The sequence below is a fragment of the Bdellovibrio sp. HCB-162 genome (assembly GCF_047344985.1).
Lineage (GTDB): Bacteria > Bdellovibrionota > Bdellovibrionia > Bdellovibrionales > Bdellovibrionaceae > Bdellovibrio.
Genome location: NZ_CP178861.1, coordinates 3,282,590 through 3,299,061, shown reverse-complemented (window position 1 = coordinate 3,299,061; position 16,472 = coordinate 3,282,590). Strand labels below are relative to the sequence as shown.

General features: G+C 45.1%; 14 protein-coding genes. 11 read left to right on the top strand and 3 right to left on the bottom strand.

Annotated features, from left to right (window positions below; genetic code table 11):
• The 7 genes from fliQ to ACLSSO_RS15795 are packed head-to-tail and all read left to right on the top strand — an operon-like array spanning position 1 to position 7,366.
• Complete coding sequence (fliQ, locus tag ACLSSO_RS15825; RefSeq protein ID WP_295905968.1) at positions 1–273, top strand: flagellar biosynthesis protein FliQ; 273 nt, start codon at positions 1–3, stop codon at positions 271–273.
• 22 nt (positions 274–295) lie between these two features.
• Positions 296–1,057 (top strand): flagellar biosynthetic protein FliR, encoded by a 762-nt coding sequence (locus ACLSSO_RS15820; RefSeq protein WP_413943388.1) that lies wholly within the window; start codon positions 296–298, stop codon positions 1,055–1,057.
• Positions 1,058–1,088: 31 nt separating this feature from the next.
• Positions 1,089–2,150 carry a flagellar biosynthesis protein FlhB gene (gene flhB / locus ACLSSO_RS15815; protein ID WP_413943387.1) on the top strand — a complete coding sequence of 354 codons (1,062 nt, stop codon included), beginning with the start codon at positions 1,089–1,091 and terminating at the stop codon, positions 2,148–2,150.
• Entirely contained in the window at positions 2,150–4,249 is a 2,100-nt protein-coding gene (gene flhA / locus ACLSSO_RS15810) for a flagellar biosynthesis protein FlhA (RefSeq protein ID WP_295900209.1), read from the top strand. The genes flhB and flhA overlap by 1 nt, the downstream gene beginning before the upstream one ends.
• The gene (flhF, locus tag ACLSSO_RS15805) at positions 4,239–5,693 is read left to right on the top strand and encodes a flagellar biosynthesis protein FlhF (RefSeq protein WP_413943386.1); all 1,455 of its coding nucleotides are present in this window, start codon (positions 4,239–4,241) and stop codon (positions 5,691–5,693) included. Before flhA ends, flhF begins: the two co-directional genes overlap by 11 nt.
• Positions 5,690–6,520 carry a MinD/ParA family protein gene (locus ACLSSO_RS15800; protein ID WP_295900207.1) on the top strand — a complete coding sequence of 277 codons (831 nt, stop codon included), beginning with the start codon at positions 5,690–5,692 and terminating at the stop codon, positions 6,518–6,520. The genes flhF and ACLSSO_RS15800 overlap by 4 nt, the downstream gene beginning before the upstream one ends.
• Before the next feature lie 60 nt (positions 6,521–6,580).
• On the top strand, positions 6,581–7,366 hold the full coding sequence (locus ACLSSO_RS15795) for a FliA/WhiG family RNA polymerase sigma factor (protein ID WP_284607911.1): 786 nt from the start codon (positions 6,581–6,583) through the stop codon (positions 7,364–7,366).
• A 57-nt stretch (positions 7,367–7,423) separates the two neighbouring features.
• On the opposite strand, the gene ACLSSO_RS15790 is transcribed toward ACLSSO_RS15795, so the two are convergent.
• Both ACLSSO_RS15790 and ACLSSO_RS15785 read right to left on the bottom strand, forming a co-directional pair.
• Complete coding sequence (locus tag ACLSSO_RS15790; protein ID WP_295900206.1) at positions 7,424–7,669, bottom strand: hypothetical protein; 246 nt, start codon at positions 7,667–7,669, stop codon at positions 7,424–7,426.
• Positions 7,670–7,819: 150 nt separating this feature from the next.
• Complete coding sequence (locus ACLSSO_RS15785; RefSeq protein WP_295900205.1) at positions 7,820–9,658, bottom strand: glycoside hydrolase family 2 protein; 1,839 nt, start codon at positions 9,656–9,658, stop codon at positions 7,820–7,822.
• A gap of 166 nt (positions 9,659–9,824) precedes the next feature.
• Between ACLSSO_RS15785 and ACLSSO_RS15780 the strand changes: the two genes are divergently transcribed.
• From ACLSSO_RS15780 to galE, 4 genes are read left to right on the top strand one after another with little or no spacing between them, the layout of a single operon-like run.
• Positions 9,825–10,979: a glycosyltransferase family 1 protein gene (locus ACLSSO_RS15780; protein WP_413943385.1), complete on the top strand. Its 1,155-nt coding sequence runs from the start codon at positions 9,825–9,827 to the stop codon at positions 10,977–10,979.
• Between the two features lie 14 nt (positions 10,980–10,993).
• Entirely contained in the window at positions 10,994–13,153 is a 2,160-nt protein-coding gene (locus ACLSSO_RS15775; protein ID WP_413943384.1) for a family 1 glycosylhydrolase, read from the top strand.
• 11 nt (positions 13,154–13,164) lie between these two features.
• Complete coding sequence (gene glf / locus ACLSSO_RS15770) at positions 13,165–14,313, top strand: UDP-galactopyranose mutase (RefSeq protein WP_413943383.1); 1,149 nt, start codon at positions 13,165–13,167, stop codon at positions 14,311–14,313.
• Positions 14,314–14,321: 8 nt separating this feature from the next.
• Positions 14,322–15,344 (top strand): UDP-glucose 4-epimerase GalE, encoded by a 1,023-nt coding sequence (galE, locus tag ACLSSO_RS15765; protein WP_413943382.1) that lies wholly within the window; start codon positions 14,322–14,324, stop codon positions 15,342–15,344.
• 9 nt (positions 15,345–15,353) lie between these two features.
• On the opposite strand, the gene ACLSSO_RS15760 is transcribed toward galE, so the two are convergent.
• A complete protein-coding gene (locus ACLSSO_RS15760; protein WP_413943381.1) occupies positions 15,354–16,472 on the bottom strand; it encodes an RNA polymerase factor sigma-32 in 1,119 nt (372 codons plus the stop codon).

The following is a 16,472-nucleotide window of genomic DNA, read 5'->3' as shown; positions in this document are numbered from 1 at the left end:
ATGACAGAAGAACTTGTAATTCGACTTGGACAAGATGCTCTTCGTACAACAGCAATGCTGGCAGCGCCGTTGCTTATCAGCACGCTGGTTGTCGGTTTGGCTGTGAGTATATTTCAAGCGCTCACGCAGATTAACGAGGCAACACTCACGTTCATTCCAAAAATGATCGTGGTGGCGTTGGTGTTTGTGCTCGCAGGTCCGTGGATGATGGACGTGATGAGTTCTTATACGGTGAACCTTTTTGAAAATATTGCCGTGATGGTGAGGGAATAGCCGAGTGATCAACTGGAGTTCAATGACAGAGGCTCAGATCCTGCTTTTTGCGCTGATTTTTCTGCGCATGATCGCCTTTGTTATTTCTTCAGCGGTTTTCGGCTCTCCGACGATCACCGTGGCTATCAAGGTTCTCCTGTCGATCGTATTTAGCGTTTTATTGTTCCCGGTGGTGAAAGTCGGCAACGTCGACTACGCTTTAATTTCGAATGATATCATTGGCTTAGCGGTGCGCGAATTGATTGTCGGATTAGCGCTGGGATTTTTAACCCGCTTGTTCTTCTTCGTAGTCACAATGACAGGGGACTTGGTGTCGATGTCCGTGGGTTTGAGTGCATCTCAGATGTACAATCCCATGCTGGGATCGCATGGAAACACGATCGATCAATTCTATTCGACAATTGGGACTCTTGTTTTTTTAGCAATCAATGGGCATCACATGTTGATCAGTGCAATTGCGCAAAGTTACGAGCTTGTGCCTGTGAGCTCGCTTGCGCTTAATGTGGGACCATTTGCGGAGATGGCCGTTTACGGTCAGACCGTGATGTTAATGGCGATTAAGATGTGTGCTCCGGTGTTAGTGACCATTCTGCTTGCGAACTTAGCGATGGGGATTTTGGGAAGAGCAGTTCCCCAGATCAACGTCCTGGTTACAAGTATGCCTGTGACGATCATGCTTGGAATGACAGTGGTGTTTCTCTGTCTCCCGCTGATGGCTATAGAAATGAATGGTCTAGTTGAAATCACAGCTAGCAAACTATTTGCTGTGATGAAACACTTATAACAATAGCTTTTTAGTTCTAGGAAGGAACGAGATGGCTGAAGAGAACGGTGAAAAGACCGAACAGGCAACGGATGCGAGACGGGAAGAGTTTCGCAAAAAAGGGAACGTTGCTCATACAAAGGAACTCGCGTCGGCAGTTATTTTACTGGCGGCGGCTGGGTGCGTGTATGCCTTGGGTCGTTTTTTCTTCAAAAATCTCTACGAAGTTTTTCAATACTCCTTTGGAAACGACATGGTTGTGCTAGTGCGTGAAGGTAAATTCACGGAGGCCTTCCGTTTCTGTGGAGAGAAAGCTTTGATCCTCATGGCTCCGGTGATGGGCATGGCTGGCGTGATTGGCGCAGCTTCTTCCATTCTTCAAGTGGGCTTCCTGCAAGTGGAAGACGCTCTGTCTCCAAACTTTGAAAAATTAAGTCCTGTAGAAGGTTTCAAGCGCGTGTTCAGTTTGCGCGCGGTGGTTGAGGCTCTGAAGTCCTTGCTCAAAATGGCTGCGGTGGGAGTCGTTTTGTATTTCTTATTGCGTGGTGAAGTTCGTCAAGTGCCTTACATGCTCACATTCTCTATCGAGCAAATTTTAATGTATCTGGGTGCTGTGGTGGTGAAGCTTTTGGGTGGTGTGGGAGCTGTGATGCTCATCATCGCTTTGGCGGATTACTTCTATCAGCGTTGGGATCTTGAAAAGAAAATGATGATGACCAAACAAGAGGTCAAAGAAGAACACAAGCAACGTGAGGGTGATCCGATGATCAAATCTCGCATTCGTCGCATCCAAAGGGAGATGGCGAGTAAGAGAATGATGTCGGAAGTTCCTAAAGCCGACGTGATCATCACGAATCCAACACATATTGCTGTCGTTTTGAAATACACGGACAACTTACCGGCACCACAGTTGATTGCTATGGGTGCGGACCACGTCGCGGAAAAGATCAAAGAGATCGGCCGTGAACACAATATTCCTATCGTGGAAAACAAGCCTTTGGCTCGTACGATCTTTAAGACAATGAAAATTGGACAGGTTATTCCTAGAGAGCTTTTCGTCGCAGTGGCGGAAGTGCTTTCGTATGTTTATCGTTTGCGTAGGAAGAAAAGATAATGGAACAAGTGTTTCAGTTCTTAAAAAGATTCGATAAGATCACGAAGAACACGGATCTTTTTATTGCGTTTGGATTGCTTGCAATTCTGGCGGTGATGATCATCCCATTGCCTCCGTTTATGCTCGACATCACCTTGACCTTCTCTTTGGCGATCAGTGTTTTGATCCTCTTGGTGAGTATCTACACCGACAGAGCTTTGGATTTCACATCTTTCCCGTCACTACTTTTGATGACGACGCTGTTCCGCTTGTCACTGAACGTGGCAACGACTCGTTTGATTTTGACTCACGGACATGAAGGCGAAAAAGCGGCCGGAGACGTAATCGCTTCGTTTGCAAACTTCGTTGTCGGTGGAAACTACGTGATCGGTTTTGTGATGTTCATCATCTTGATGGTCATCAACTTCATGGTCATCACAAAAGGTTCGGGCCGCGTGGCGGAAGTTGCAGCTCGTTTCACTTTGGATGCGATGCCTGGTAAGCAGATGTCGATCGACGCGGAATTAAACTCTGGTCACATCACAGAAGCGGAAGCCCGCAAACGTCGTAAGCAAATCGAAGGCGAAGCGGACTTTTACGGAGCGATGGACGGTGCCTCGAAGTTTGTACGTGGTGACGCTATCGCCGGTATCATTATCACAATGATCAATATCTTGGGTGGTTTGGCGATTGGTGTGATTCAAAAAGGCCTTGATGTCAGCACTGCCGCAAAATACTACACAATGCTCACGATCGGTGACGGTCTTCTTGCTCAGATCCCAGCTCTGGTGATCTCAACAGCAGCCGGTATCATCGTGACTCGTACTTCAAATTCTGACAAAGACGTCGGTGAAGAGGTTACAGGTCAATTGTTCGTTAAACCACGTGCGGTGATGATTGCCGGTGGTGTGTTGATCTTGCTGGGGCTTGTACCGGGACTCCCAACAGTTCCATTCTTGTTGATGGGTGGATTGTTGTGTGGAACGGCTTGGATTATCAAGAAAGCTCGCTTTGAAAAAGCAGAAGCGGAAAAGAAACAGTCCGATGCGGCTTTGGCAGCTCCCAAAAAAGAAAACATCGAAACCATGTTACCATTGGATATGGTGGAGTTGGAAGTTGGCTACGGTTTGATCAATATCGTCGAATCAGATCAAAGTGGCGACTTGCTTGAGCGTATCGTCAGTATCAGAAAACAATTCGCATTGGATTTGGGGATCGTGGTCCCAAGTATTCACATCCGTGACAACTTGCAGTTGGCTCCGGGTGAATACCGCGTTCTGATCAAAGGAAATCGTGTGGGTGGTGGAACTCTTCGTCCGGAATCCTTGCTTGCCATGGATCCAGGAAACGTGGCGGAGCGTATCGAAGGTATTCCAACAAAAGAGCCTGCGTTTGGTTTGGATGCGCTTTGGATTTCTCCGGCGCGCAAAGAAGACGCTGAGATTGCTGGATACACAGTCGTGGATTTACCAACTGTTATGGCAACACATCTTACGGAAATCGTGCGTTCGCATGCGCATGAATTGCTCGGCCGTCAGGAAGCGTCGACTCTTATTGAGAACTTTAAGAAATCTCATCCAAAAGTGGTGGAAGAACTTATCCCGGATCTATTGTCATTGGGATCCGTGGTTCGCGTTCTACAAAGTTTGTTGAAAGAGCAAGTATCCATCCGTGACCTATTGACGATTTTTGAAACATTGGCGGATGAAGCTCCTCGCAATAAAGATATTGAAGTTCTTACTGAACAAGTTCGTCGCGCTCTTGCTCGTGGTATCACGGCGAAGTACACGACGGATCAAGGCAATATTCCAGTGATGACGTTGCATCCGAATATTGAAGAGTTGATTGCAAATTCATTACTGCAAACAGAGCAAGGTGTTCAATTGGTGATGGACCCAACGTCGGCGCACCGTTTGATTAACGAAATTGCTCGTACGGTGGAAAACCACCCTGAAGTGGCAAGTCAGCCTATTCTTCTGACAAGCCCGACTTCGCGTCGTCATTTATATAAATTAACGTCCCGTTTTATCCCTCAGCTAGTTGTGCTTTCGCACAATGAATTGACTTCAGATGCGGATGTCCAATCGGTTGCACTCGTGGAGATGAGCCATGCAGGTTAAGAAATTTGAAGCCAGAACAATGAAAGAAGCCCTTGAGATGGTGAAGACCCAGTTAGGTCCTGATGCCATCATTCTTTCAGCACGCGACAATAACAAGAGCTTCGGCCTTGTTGGTGAGGGGAGCGTGGAAATCACAGCGGCTGTTTCAGAAGAGACTTTGCAAAAAAAGAAATTTGCAGAATCCCGTCTTCGTGAACAGGATCGTGAAAAATTCCTGAAGAGCCCGGCTCGTCAACAAAAAGAATTGATCCATAAGATGGTGGAAAAGCATGTGCAAAAAACACAAGCTCCAGCACCCATCACACAACGTCGTTATATCGACATTGAAGATGAGGCAGAATTGTCTCGTCAAAAACAAGTGGCGGAAGAAAGAGTTCGTTCCGCAGCGCAAAGAGCTTTGAATGCTTTCCAAGAGCAAGAAGACATTCTTAAAGGCACTGTGAGAAGAAACGCACAGTCACAACCACAACAACAGACTCCTGCGGCGCCTGCTAAAAAAGCTTCAGCATCAGCAGCAGAAGCGGCTGAAATTGCAGCACTTAAAAATGAAATCGCAAGCTTGAAACAAGTCATCACTCAGTTCCAGCACATGCCACAAACATTTGTAGGTTCTCATCCGGGTGCTGACTATGGCATCAACTACGATTTAAGTTTCGTATTTGAAAAACTCACAAGTGCAGGAATGGCTCCTGAAATCGCAGCGGAGATTTTGACGAGTGCTCAAGAAACTTTGCCAGCGTTGAAACTTAAAAATCGCGCTTTGGTGGAAGCTTTCGTCGCCCGCCACGTTTTGGATTCTACAAAGATCTCGCACAACCCAACAGGCGGAAAAATTCACTGCTTTGTGGGACCTGCAGGAAGTGGTAAGACCTCGGCATTGATTAAAATGGCGAGCCAAATGGTCGTTCGCGAAGGCAAGAAGATTGCTCTTTTCACAACGGACACTTTCAAAGTGGGTGCGGCCGATCAAATGAAAATCTATGCACAAATCCTGAACGTTCCATTCTCTGTGATTCGTACACAAAACGATTGGACAAACTTGATGCGCTACCTTGCCAATGTCGACTGCGTGCTTGTGGACTACACAGGGTTAAGCCTTAAGAGCAATGAAGAGATTCAAATGCTGAAGAGCTTGTTACCTCCTTCGGCACTCAATCCAAATATTCATCTGACTCTTTCAACAAATGCGAAAGACAGTGATGCTACTGAATTGGGCCGTCGCTATTCTGTTTTGGGTTACAAAGACGTGATCTTCACTTCTTTGGATGAATCGACTCAACATGGAACGATCTACAACTTTATGAAACGCTTTGATGTACCACTTCACTCTTTTGGAATCGGTTCACGCGTTCCTGAAGATTTTGAATTTGCGACGAAAGAGCGTCTTTTGGATTTAATTTTTAAAATTACAAAACTTAAACAACAGGAATCAGAAGCGGTATGAGAAATATGAATTCCTTTGATATGCATCGTACAAGAACGATCAGCATCACTTCGGGAAAAGGTGGTGTGGGAAAGACCACTCTGGTGGCCAACGTCGCTCTGACTTTGGCGCAAAGAGGGAAGAAGGTTCTGATTCTGGATGGCGATTTAGGCATGGCCAACGTGGATATTCTTTTTGGAGTAAAAACCCAGGGAAACATTCATGATATTTTAGCGGGTCGCAAAGAGATGAAAGACATCTTGGTTGAGGTCGCTAAAGATGTGTTTTTGATTCCCGGCGGAAGTGGCGTTGTGGAATTCAATCACATGAATCACTTTGAAAGAAGAGCGATGGTGGAAGCGGTCAGTGCATTGCCTTTGGGCTTTGACTATTTGCTAATTGATACGGCTCCCGGCATTGCCGAAAATGTTTTGTTTTTAAATTCAGCAGCGCAAACAGTGTCTGTGGTGATCACTCCGGATCCTGCAAGTTTTGCGGATGCTTATGCTTTGATCAAAGTTCTTAATAAGAACTACAAAGTGAATCACTTCTCGATCGTGTGCAACCAAGTGCGTGATGAACAAGAAGGATTGGGGCTTTATCAACGCTTCAATGATGTCGTAAACAAGTTTCTCTACATAGGTCTGGACTACTGGGGTTCGATTCCGAATGATGTGGTTTTGCGTAAGGCGATTCAAATGCAACGTCTCATTGTGAGACAAGATGTGGGTGCAGAATCGTCGAAAGCCATTCGTCAAATTTCTAACCAGATAGAGAAATCTTCCAAACAAATCGAGACGACAGGCGGAATGCAGATGTTCTGGGACCAGGTCGTTGGATTTGCGTAGTAGATTTGGACTTTCAGCACTCGGACCTGTTTGTTAACATAGTTCTTAAGAGGGAAAAATATGGGGAAAAATGCGGCATTGTTGAAGAAGTACAAAGAAGAGCCACGTAAGCTTGCTGCTAATCAAAAAGATGATCTCATTAAAGAATATGCGCCGTTGATTAAGTTCATTGCGCAAAAGATCGCCGTAAGACTTCCCTCAAATATCGAGTTGGATGACTTGATTTCTGCCGGTGTGATCGGCTTGATGGATGCGATTGAGAAATACGATTCTACTCGCGACAATAAGTTTAAAACTTATGCGGAATTCCGTATTCGCGGTGCGATTCTCGATGAACTTCGCGCGCAAGACTGGGTTCCTCGTTCTATCCGTGATAAAGCCAAACTTCTTGATAAAACCATGGTGCAATTGGAAGCCGATCTCGGTCGCTCTCCAACGGACGAAGAAGTGGCGAAAGCTCTCAATGTCAGCATTGATGAATTCCATGATCTTGTGAACCAAGTGCGTCCTGTCAGTCTTCTTCCGATTGATCAGGCAACGACGTTCAGCAATACCGACAAAAAATCCATCATGGATATTTTGGAAGGTTCCCGTACAAACAGTCCATTCAATCAATTGAATGTGAAAAACATCAAAGAAGTTGTCGCTCAAGCTATCGAAGAGCTTCCAGAAAGACAACGTTTGGTGCTTTCCCTTTATTACTATGAAGATCTCAACCTGAAAGAGATCGGCCAAGTTTTAAGAGTGACAGAGTCCCGCGTTTCCCAATTACATGCGCAAGCAGTCGCACGTCTTCGTGCAAAACTAGCAGCAACAATTGGCGCTGGCGAACTCGAAGTCGCATAATTTTTTAAGAATAGATTTATAAAAAAAGGGCTCTGAAAATTCAGAGCCCTTTTTATTTTACCGCATCCAGTTGAATGCAAGTCCTACAAGCCACAAAAGTTTTAGTATAATTGAAAGCGTCATAGTTATCTTTTTTAGAAGGGGACCTTGTCCCTCGGCTTGAAAATATGTATCGACATAAACCACCATTAACAGCAGCCAAGCAAAATCCTGAGCGGGATCCGGTGCCAACGAGTGAATAAAAATAGAAGCGATAAAGATCCACGAGGGAAGAGTAACCTTATCTGAAAATGTTCTTTCCATAATTAATTTCCTTCTTGATGTCGGACCTTAAAGCAGAATTGGTGCCCGTTTGAGAATCGTAAGAGCGAATAGGTTATACCTGGGGAACAGTTGTTCCGCCGAAGTGGATTTTCTAGTATCCACTCTGAGATTTAGGAATAACCAAATAGGTTAAATTTCCGTGTCTGGAGCGGGGAGCGGTGGGGGTTGAGGCGTTGAAGTTAGTTCGCCTCGACTGTAACCAGCGCCGCGGGTCGCTCGTGCCATTGAGTTTAATGAAAACTTAGGTGTACGGTCGGCGCGGAAAAGGCCGTTGGCTTCTTGGAAGGTGTCTGTGAACTGCGTGTAGCAGAAACCGCAGAAAATTTCGATGCGATGGATGGCTTCCATCAGTTTTTCGTATTTATTGCGTAATTCACGGGAACTCTGCACTGCCGAATAACCCCAAGTGTCGCTGCCTTTGCGGTCGACAAACGCAATCCCACCAAATTCAGTGATCATGATCGGTTGACCTCCATGGGGATATCCTTCCACCGTGAGGACACGTCCGCCGGGACGATAACGGGTAAGAATATCGGCAATATTGTGATTGCTGCCATACTTTTTAATCAGGCGCTCGGGTTGATCATCATAATCATGAATACCTAACAAATCCGTGGCTGTGCTTTCCCAACCGTCATTGCCAATGCAGGGGCGGGTCGGATCAAAAGTTTTTGTTAAATGATAAAGAGCTTGAACACAATGTTGATGACTTTCTTTTTCTGCTAAGTCGGGAACTCCCCAAGATTCGTTGAATGGCACCCACAAAATGATACTCGGATGTCCCAAGTCGCGATCAATCACTTCGGCCCATTCCTTCACAATTCGTTCGACGGAGTCATGAGTAAAGCGGTAGGCACTCGGCATTTCCTCCCACACGACCAAACCCAAATGATCGGCCCAATAAAAAAAATCAGGATCTTCAATTTTCTGATGCTTACGAACGCCATTAAAACCTGCAGCTTTCACCAACTCAATATCATGTCGCAAGGCTTCCGAGTTTGGTGGAGTCAAAAATGTTTCAGGCCAATATCCTTGATCTAAAACCATGCGCAGATAATAAGGTCTTCCATTTAATAAAAAACGGTCGCCGCTAAAGGCAACGCTGCGAAGAGCGGTGTAAGAATAGACAGAGTCTAAAAGAGTTTCCCCTTTCCAAAGCTCAAGGTGCACTTGAATCAAGGTTGGTTTTTCCGGACTCCATAAAAGCTCGTTGCGATAGTCATCGATACCCGGATCTGAAAGAGCAATACGACGATGAACTTCTTTGTGAACGACTTCATAAGTGTCATTAGCCAGAACTTTACCTTCGCAGGAAAGTTTGATTTTTAGCTGTAGTCCGTTGAAGCAAGGTCCTTCAACAAAAACTTCGCAACCGACCTCCCAGCGTTCCAGTTGCGGGGCAAGGCGAATTTTTGCGATATGGATTTCGGAAACTTCTTCAAACCAAACTGTTTGCCAAATGCCGGTGGTGCGGGGATACCAGATGCTATGCGGATCTTTTTGCCAATCTTGTTTGCCCCGTGGTTTGGTTAAGTCCAAAGGGTCGTCATCAGCACAGACCGAAAGAATTTGTTCGCCGGATTCTGATAAAATATCCGTAATATCAAAACAGAAAGGCGTGTGACCGCCTTCATGTGATCCTAAGAAATGAGAATTAAGCCACACTTTGGCTTGGTAATCGACGGCACCGAAATGCAAAAGAACGCGTTTTGAATTTTTCGAATACTGAAAAGTTCTTTGATACCAACAGCGATTGTGAAATCCAGTGTCGCCAATCCCTGAGGCAGGACATTCAGGAGCAAATGGCACTTCGATTTCCAATGGCCACTGCGAAATTTGCGAAGGGTGGGTGTAAACTTCCTCATCGTCGAACAAAAAGCGCCAACGACCGTTTAAATTCGACCAATTATTTCGCACAAAGTTTTTGCGAGGATATTGCAAAAATTTAAACTCGTGTTGGGTGTTCACAATTTTCTCCGCTGTCTATGTTTATTTTCTAATCTCAAAGCATGGACGAAATTTTGGCAGCATGTTTTTGTGCAACTAGAATTTCCTTTCGTTTGCAATTGCCTCAGTCCGACGGTTTCATGAATTTTCTTTTTAAGAAATATTAAGAAAAATGAGGAATAAAATCATGAAAGCAATTTGCACTGATTCAGATCTTGTCGTTTTTTCGCACCTTCGTTGGGATTTTGTTTTTCAACGTCCCCAACACTTGATGACACGATATGCTCTTTATCGCCGAGTGTATTTTGTAGAAGAACCCATTTTTGAAAAGATGGAGAGTCCTTATTTGGATGTTCGTCTAACTCAAGACCGTTTGCATGTCGTTGTCCCCCATATGCCGAATCATCTTTCTCCAAGAGAAAAAGACGAAGTGATGCGCGGATTGCTCGACAGTCTCTTTGAGGGCGAAAACATTCAAAATTACAGTTTTTGGTATTACACGCCCATGGCTATTAATTTTTCGGATCATTTACAGCCCGCTGTTACCATTTATGACTGTATGGATGAACTCTCAAAGTTTAAGGGCGCGGATCCTGCGTTGATTGAAAAAGAGCGTCTTCTTTTGATGAGAACAGACTTGGTCTTCACCGGTGGTTATTCACTTTATGAAGCAAAAAAAGATCGTCATATGAACGTACATCCGTTCCCAAGTGCGATTGACGCTGCCCATTTTAAAACGGCCAGAGAAACGCATGACGACCCAGCCGACCAAAAACATATCAAGCGTCCCCGCTTGGGTTTTGTCGGAGTCATTGATGAACGCATGGATCTTGAGCTTTTGCAGGATATGGCTCTTTTAAGGCCCCAGTGGGAATTTGTTCTGATTGGACCTGTTGTAAAAATCAATCCAGCGACTTTGCCTCGAGAAAAGAATATTCATTATTTGGGAAAGAAGAATTATCAGGATCTTCCTCGTTATCTGAGCAATTGGGATTGCGCTTTGATGCCCTTTGCAAAGAACGAAGCGACACAGTTTATAAGTCCTACGAAAACTCCCGAGTACCTCGCGGCGGGGTTGCCGGTGGTCTCGACATCCATTCGTGATGTTGTTGAACCTTATGGAACCAATAAGCTTGTTGAAATCGCTGACTGCGCCAAAGACTTTGTGGCCCGGGTGGAGCGCGTGCTGGCGACTAAGAAAAATGCCGCTCGCATCGAAAAGATTGATCAATTTTTAAAAGATATTTCTTGGGACAGAACATGGCGAAAAATGGCGGAGATGGAAGCTCATGTTTTGGAAAATAAAAACTCTTTCAACAGATCGTATGACAATCTGAACTGATGGATTTTTCAAACGTGGAACCTCTCAAGCTATGGATAGGTGTGGAGTGCACTTTAAATCGTGTGCAAGACACATACTACAGCCAGATTGAAAAAAGCGGGCATTCGCGAAGAATGACCGACTTGCGTCTTTTTGCTGATCTAGGAGCTGAAAGAATTCGTTATCCGTTTCTGTGGGAGCAGTTATGTCCTGACGGAAGACCCTCGTGGGGATGGTCGGATGCCCGGATGGATGAATTGAAAAAATTAAATCTCATACCGATTGCAGGCTTTCTTCATCACGGAAGCGGTCCTTCGCACACGCGGTTGACGGATGTCGATTTTCCGCTAAAGTTTGCAGAATATGCCGCGGCGTTTGCGAAACGCTATCCGTCGGTTCAAGATTATACACCCATTAACGAAATTCTGACCACGGCCCGTTTTAGTTGTCTTTATGGACACTGGTATCCGCATAAAAAGAATGACGCCGATTTTATTAGAGCTGTCTTTAACCAGTGTAAAGCCACTGTTCTTGCGATGAATGAAATCAAAGCGGTCAACCCACAAGCAAGACTTATTCAAACCGAAGATTTGGGAAAAGCTCAAAGTACTTCTTCGCTGCAGTATCAAAGCGATTTTGAAAATGAAAGACGCTGGCTTTCGTTTGATTTTCTCACTGGTAAAGTAGCCTGCGACCATTCTCTTTACGACTATCTTTTGCAAGAACTTAAAGAGGAAGAAATTTTGTGGATGCAAGATCACCACTGTGGCATCGATGTGCTGGGGCTTAACCATTACCATCTCAGCAATCGTTTCTTGGATCACCGCTTGGATTTATATCCTCCTTTGTTTCATGGCGGTAACGGCAGAGATCTCTATGCCGATGTTGGCGCCGTTGATACTGGCCAAGTCGTACCTCCGTCTGTCGAGTCCATCCTTTTAGAAGCGTGGAAACGCTATGAACGGCCCATGGCAGTCACCGAAGTTCATTGCCGCGGATTTCGCGAAAGTCAGTTGCGTTGGTTTAATGAGGTTTGGCAAAGTGCAAAAAATTTACGAGCACAGCAAATACCGATTCAAGCTGTAACGGCATGGAGTCTTTTAGGGAGTTTCGATTGGAACGAGCTTTGTACGAAGGATAATTATTTTTACGAGCCTGGTGTCTTCGATCTGCGTTCAGCTGACGGAAATCCGCGTAGAACCTTGCTGACGGACATGTTAGAAAGTTGCGCTCAGGAAAAATCTTTTGCCCATCCACTTTTGGAACAACAGGGAGTTTGGAATACACCGGCGCGAATTCTGTATGCGCCCAATGAGATTTTCACTCCGTTGAATCCTGTGAAGGGCCGTCCCATTTTAATTACTGGTGGCGGAGGTACGTTGTCGCGGGCTTTCGCCAGAATTTGCGCCAGAAGAAATGTACCATTCCGTCTGCTATCGCGTGCTCAGTTAGATATTACTCGAAGAGATCATGTTTTAAAAATTCTTACGGAGTTCAATCCTTGGGCCGTTATTAATACGGCGGGATACGTCAAGGTGGACAAGGCGGAAAGCGATGTCGAAAGATGTTTTCGGGAAAACGTCCATGGTCCGGAAATTCTCGCGTTGGAATGTTTGGAAAAAAATATTCAACTCATGACGTTTTCTTCGGATCTTGTTTTTGATGGCGAGTCAGAAAATCCTTATTTAGAAAGCCATGAGGCGCGTCCGTTAAACATCTATGGTTATTCGAAAGCTGTCGCGGAACAAAAAGTTCTGTCACTAAATCAGGAAGCCTTGGTTATTCGCACCAGCGCTTTTTTTGGCCCTTGGGATGAATACAATTTCATTACTTCGTGCTTGCGTGCTCTTCAGCAAAAACAACATTTTTTTGCCGCGCAAGATGTCCGGATTTCACCCACTTATATTCCGGATCTAGCCAATGTCAGCTTGGACCTTTTGATGGACAAAGAAACAGGCCTGGTTCATCTGGTCAATGATGGCGACGTTTCATGGAGCGAGTTTGCTCTTCTCGCTGTGCAAAGAACGGAACGGTTAAAAAAACATTTGGTGGTTCCATGTCCTTTTGCAGACCTGAATAAGCCGGCGCGAAGACCGTACAACAGTGTCTTAAGAAGTGAACGGTATCATCGTCTTCTTCCGAGTATCGAGGAAGGATTGGAGAAGTATTTTCGGGAACTTGAAGTCAGTATTTAAAGGAGATGTGCATGAAACACAAAATCGCTATTGCGGGAGCCGGATTTGCAGGGGCGGTTTTAGCCCGTGAACTTGTCGAAACAGGAGATTTTCAAGTGACTGTTTTTGATGAACGGGATCATATCGCCGGAAACTGTTTTACTAAAAGAGATGATGAAACGGGAATACTTCTTCATCAATACGGTCCTCACATTTTTAATACGAGCCGAAAAGACGTCTGGGATTACGTCAACCGCTGGTCTGAATTTGTTCCTTTCGTCAATCGGGTGAAAGCCGTGACTCGAGAGGGCGTATTCTCCATGCCAATCAATCTTTTGACCATCAATCAATATTTTAAAAAGAAAATGAATCCGCAAGAGGCCGAGGATTTTTTAAAAAATCTTTCTAAAAAAAACATTTCCGAACCGCAAAACTTCGAAGAACAGGCTCTTAAGTTTTTAGGTTCCGCTCTCTATAAAAGTTTTTTCTACGGCTATACAAAAAAGCAGTGGGGCGTTGAACCTCAAGAACTTCCCGCTTCAATCCTTAAGCGCCTGCCTGTTAGGTTTAACTATGATGATAATTATTATAATCAAAAATATCAGGGATTGCCTGTCGAAGGTTACACTCCCATTGTTCAGAAAATTCTGAAACACGACGATATTGAAGTGCGACTAAAACAAAAATTCAAGCCTCAGGAAAAAGATCTTTACCACCATGTATTCTGGAGTGGTCCGATTGACAGCTACTTCGAGTTCAAGTTGGGCCGTTTGCGTTACCGAACTTTGAAGTTTGAAAAGTTCGTCGCTCAAGGAGATTTTCAGGGAAATCCCGTCATTAACTATTGCGAAGCCGAAGTGCCGTACACACGCATCACGGAGCATAAGCATTTTTCTCCGTGGGAAACTCACGAAAAAACCGTGTGCTTTAAAGAGTACAGTGACTTTGCAAAACCTGAAGACACTCCTTATTACCCTTTGCGCCTGCCCGAAGACCTCACACTTTTAAAAAAATACGTTGAACTGGCCGAGCAAGAAAACAAAGTCACTTTTATCGGGCGTCTGGGAACTTATCGCTATTTGGATATGCACGTTGTGATAGGGGAATCTTTGGATTTAGCAAAGGTCTGCTTAAGTAAAAATATTTCTGATTGGCCCAGCTTCAGCCAGTCACCATTGTAGGGGAGTTTATGCGTGTAATGGTAACGGGAGGCGCAGGTTATATTGGCAGTCATGCTGTGCGAGAACTTTTAGATCGTGGGCACCGTGTAGTGGTTTATGACAATCTTTCTACGGGATTTCGTACGGCCGTTGACGACAGGGCGGAATTCATTTTTGGAAACACAAATAGTTTTGAAGGACTGAATAGTGCTTTTCGCGCGCATGGAATTGAAGCAGTCCTACATTTCGCAGCGAATATAGAGGTCGGAGAAAGTGTTTTAAATCCCCACAAGTATTATCAAAATAATTTAGGCAATACGCTCAACCTTTTAATGGCGATGCGTGATGCGCAGGTGAACAAGATTATTTTTTCATCCACGGCTGCGGTGTATGGCAATCCGGAAAAATGCCCGATCGTGGAATCACATCCAAGACTCGCCATAAATCCCTATGGTCGCAGCAAGCTCATGACGGAAATGGTGCTCGAGGACTTTGCTGCAGCTTACGGATTAAAATATGCGGTCTTAAGATACTTCAATGTAGCGGGAGCACACCCTGAAGGCGATATAGGCGAAGCCCATGATCCTGAAACACATTTGATTCCACGAGTTCTGAAAGCGACCTTGGATCCTTGGGCGGAAGTCAAAATTTTTGGAACCGATTATCCAACTTCGGACGGAACCTGCATTCGTGATTATATTCATGTGATGGATCTGATTGATGCGCACATTCTGGCGTTGGAATCCTTAGGCAGTGAAAAGTGTGAAGTTTATAATTTAGGAAATGAGCGTGGATTTTCCGTCAAAGAAATTATCAAAACCTGCGAAGCGGTCACTGGCAGAAAACTATCGGTGAAAGAAGAAGCGCGCAGAGCGGGTGACCCGGCGACATTGATTGCTTCAAGTGAAAAAATCCGAAAGTATTTAGGTTGGAAGCCGCAGTACACTCATTTGGAAGATATTGTGAAGCATGCCTGGCAATGGCATAGAACGCATCCACAGGGTTATAAAACGGTGGAGCCGCTCTTGCAAAATGACGTGATTTATCTTTAACGGAAAATTCTATTCAGAAGCTTCTTCATCCATCTTGGCTTTGATCTTTTTCATCAGGCGCGCTTCCATTTGGCGGACGGCTTCGCGGGTGATGCCGTACTTTTCGCCGATCTCTTGCAAAGTCAAAGGGTCGTCATTCAAGATGCGCTCATCTAAAATGATTTTCTCTCGGTCAGAGAGCTCTGGACGAATCTCTTCGATTTTTTTCTTTAAAATCTCAAGCTGCTCCTCTTTGGCAAGGACTTCATCCAGAGGCTGGTCGTTGACGTCTTTTTGAAGGTCTCCGAAGCTCGTTCCAGAATCTTCATCGACAGGACGATCCAAACTCATGTCTCGGCCTGACATACGCATGGCCATATCGCGAACTTCGTCTTCAGGAATTCCCAGACGACTGCTGATCAAAGCGGTGTTGGGTTCAATGCCCATAGCATCCAACGCTTCTTTTTCTTTTTGCAGTTGATAAAAAAGTTTGCGTTGATTTTGCGTCGTTCCGATTCTCACCATAGAATACTGGCGCATCAGGAACTCTTGAATGTAACCGCGAATCCACCACACGGCATACGTGATCAAACGCGCACCTTTGTACGGATTGAACTCACGAACCGCGTGCATAAGACCCACGTTGCCTTCCTGAATAAGGTCGATCATTTTTGAACCGAATTTGGAATATTCAGCAGCGACTTTGACGACAAAACGCAAGTTGGCTTTGACCAAAGCTTCGGCAGCCGCGGGATCCTTGGATTCGAAATACTTTTTTGCGAGAGCCGTTTCTTCTTCTTTGGTTAAAACCTTGTAGCGACGAATTTCATTTAAATACATCACCAACGGATCAGAGGAAGTGATCGCTTTGGAGTTATCAGCGACCGCAAGGGATTTCGAATCTTCAGCGGCTTCGTGAATATCGAAATCCTCGTCATGCGAAGAAACGGCATAAGCCTTTTCCGCCTCAGCGGAAGGATGAATGTCGTCGTGATGTTGATCTTCGACGATCTCAGCGACAACACTCTTCGGCTCGACCTTTTCCGGCTTGGGCACAGACGCAGCCTTCTTAGGAGCCGCTTTTTTAGCAGTCTTTGAAGCTGTCTTAGATTTTTCGGAAGAAGGGGACTTAGCCTTGGTTTTTGCCAT

Coding starts and splice junctions, on each gene's coding strand:
- fliQ (WP_295905968.1), top strand. CDS start 1: ATGACAGAAGAACTTGTAATTCGACTTGGACAAGATGCTCTTCGTACA.
- ACLSSO_RS15820 (WP_413943388.1), top strand. CDS start 296: ATGACAGAGGCTCAGATCCTGCTTTTTGCGCTGATTTTTCTGCGCATG.
- flhB (WP_413943387.1), top strand. CDS start 1,089: ATGGCTGAAGAGAACGGTGAAAAGACCGAACAGGCAACGGATGCGAGA.
- flhA (WP_295900209.1), top strand. CDS start 2,150: ATGGAACAAGTGTTTCAGTTCTTAAAAAGATTCGATAAGATCACGAAG.
- flhF (WP_413943386.1), top strand. CDS start 4,239: ATGCAGGTTAAGAAATTTGAAGCCAGAACAATGAAAGAAGCCCTTGAG.
- ACLSSO_RS15800 (WP_295900207.1), top strand. CDS start 5,690: ATGAGAAATATGAATTCCTTTGATATGCATCGTACAAGAACGATCAGC.
- ACLSSO_RS15795 (WP_284607911.1), top strand. CDS start 6,581: ATGGGGAAAAATGCGGCATTGTTGAAGAAGTACAAAGAAGAGCCACGT.
- ACLSSO_RS15790 (WP_295900206.1), bottom strand. CDS start 7,669: ATGGAAAGAACATTTTCAGATAAGGTTACTCTTCCCTCGTGGATCTTT.
- ACLSSO_RS15780 (WP_413943385.1), top strand. CDS start 9,825: ATGAAAGCAATTTGCACTGATTCAGATCTTGTCGTTTTTTCGCACCTT.
- glf (WP_413943383.1), top strand. CDS start 13,165: ATGAAACACAAAATCGCTATTGCGGGAGCCGGATTTGCAGGGGCGGTT.
- galE (WP_413943382.1), top strand. CDS start 14,322: ATGCGTGTAATGGTAACGGGAGGCGCAGGTTATATTGGCAGTCATGCT.
- ACLSSO_RS15760 (WP_413943381.1), bottom strand. CDS start 16,472: ATGGCAAAAACCAAGGCTAAGTCCCCTTCTTCCGAAAAATCTAAGACA.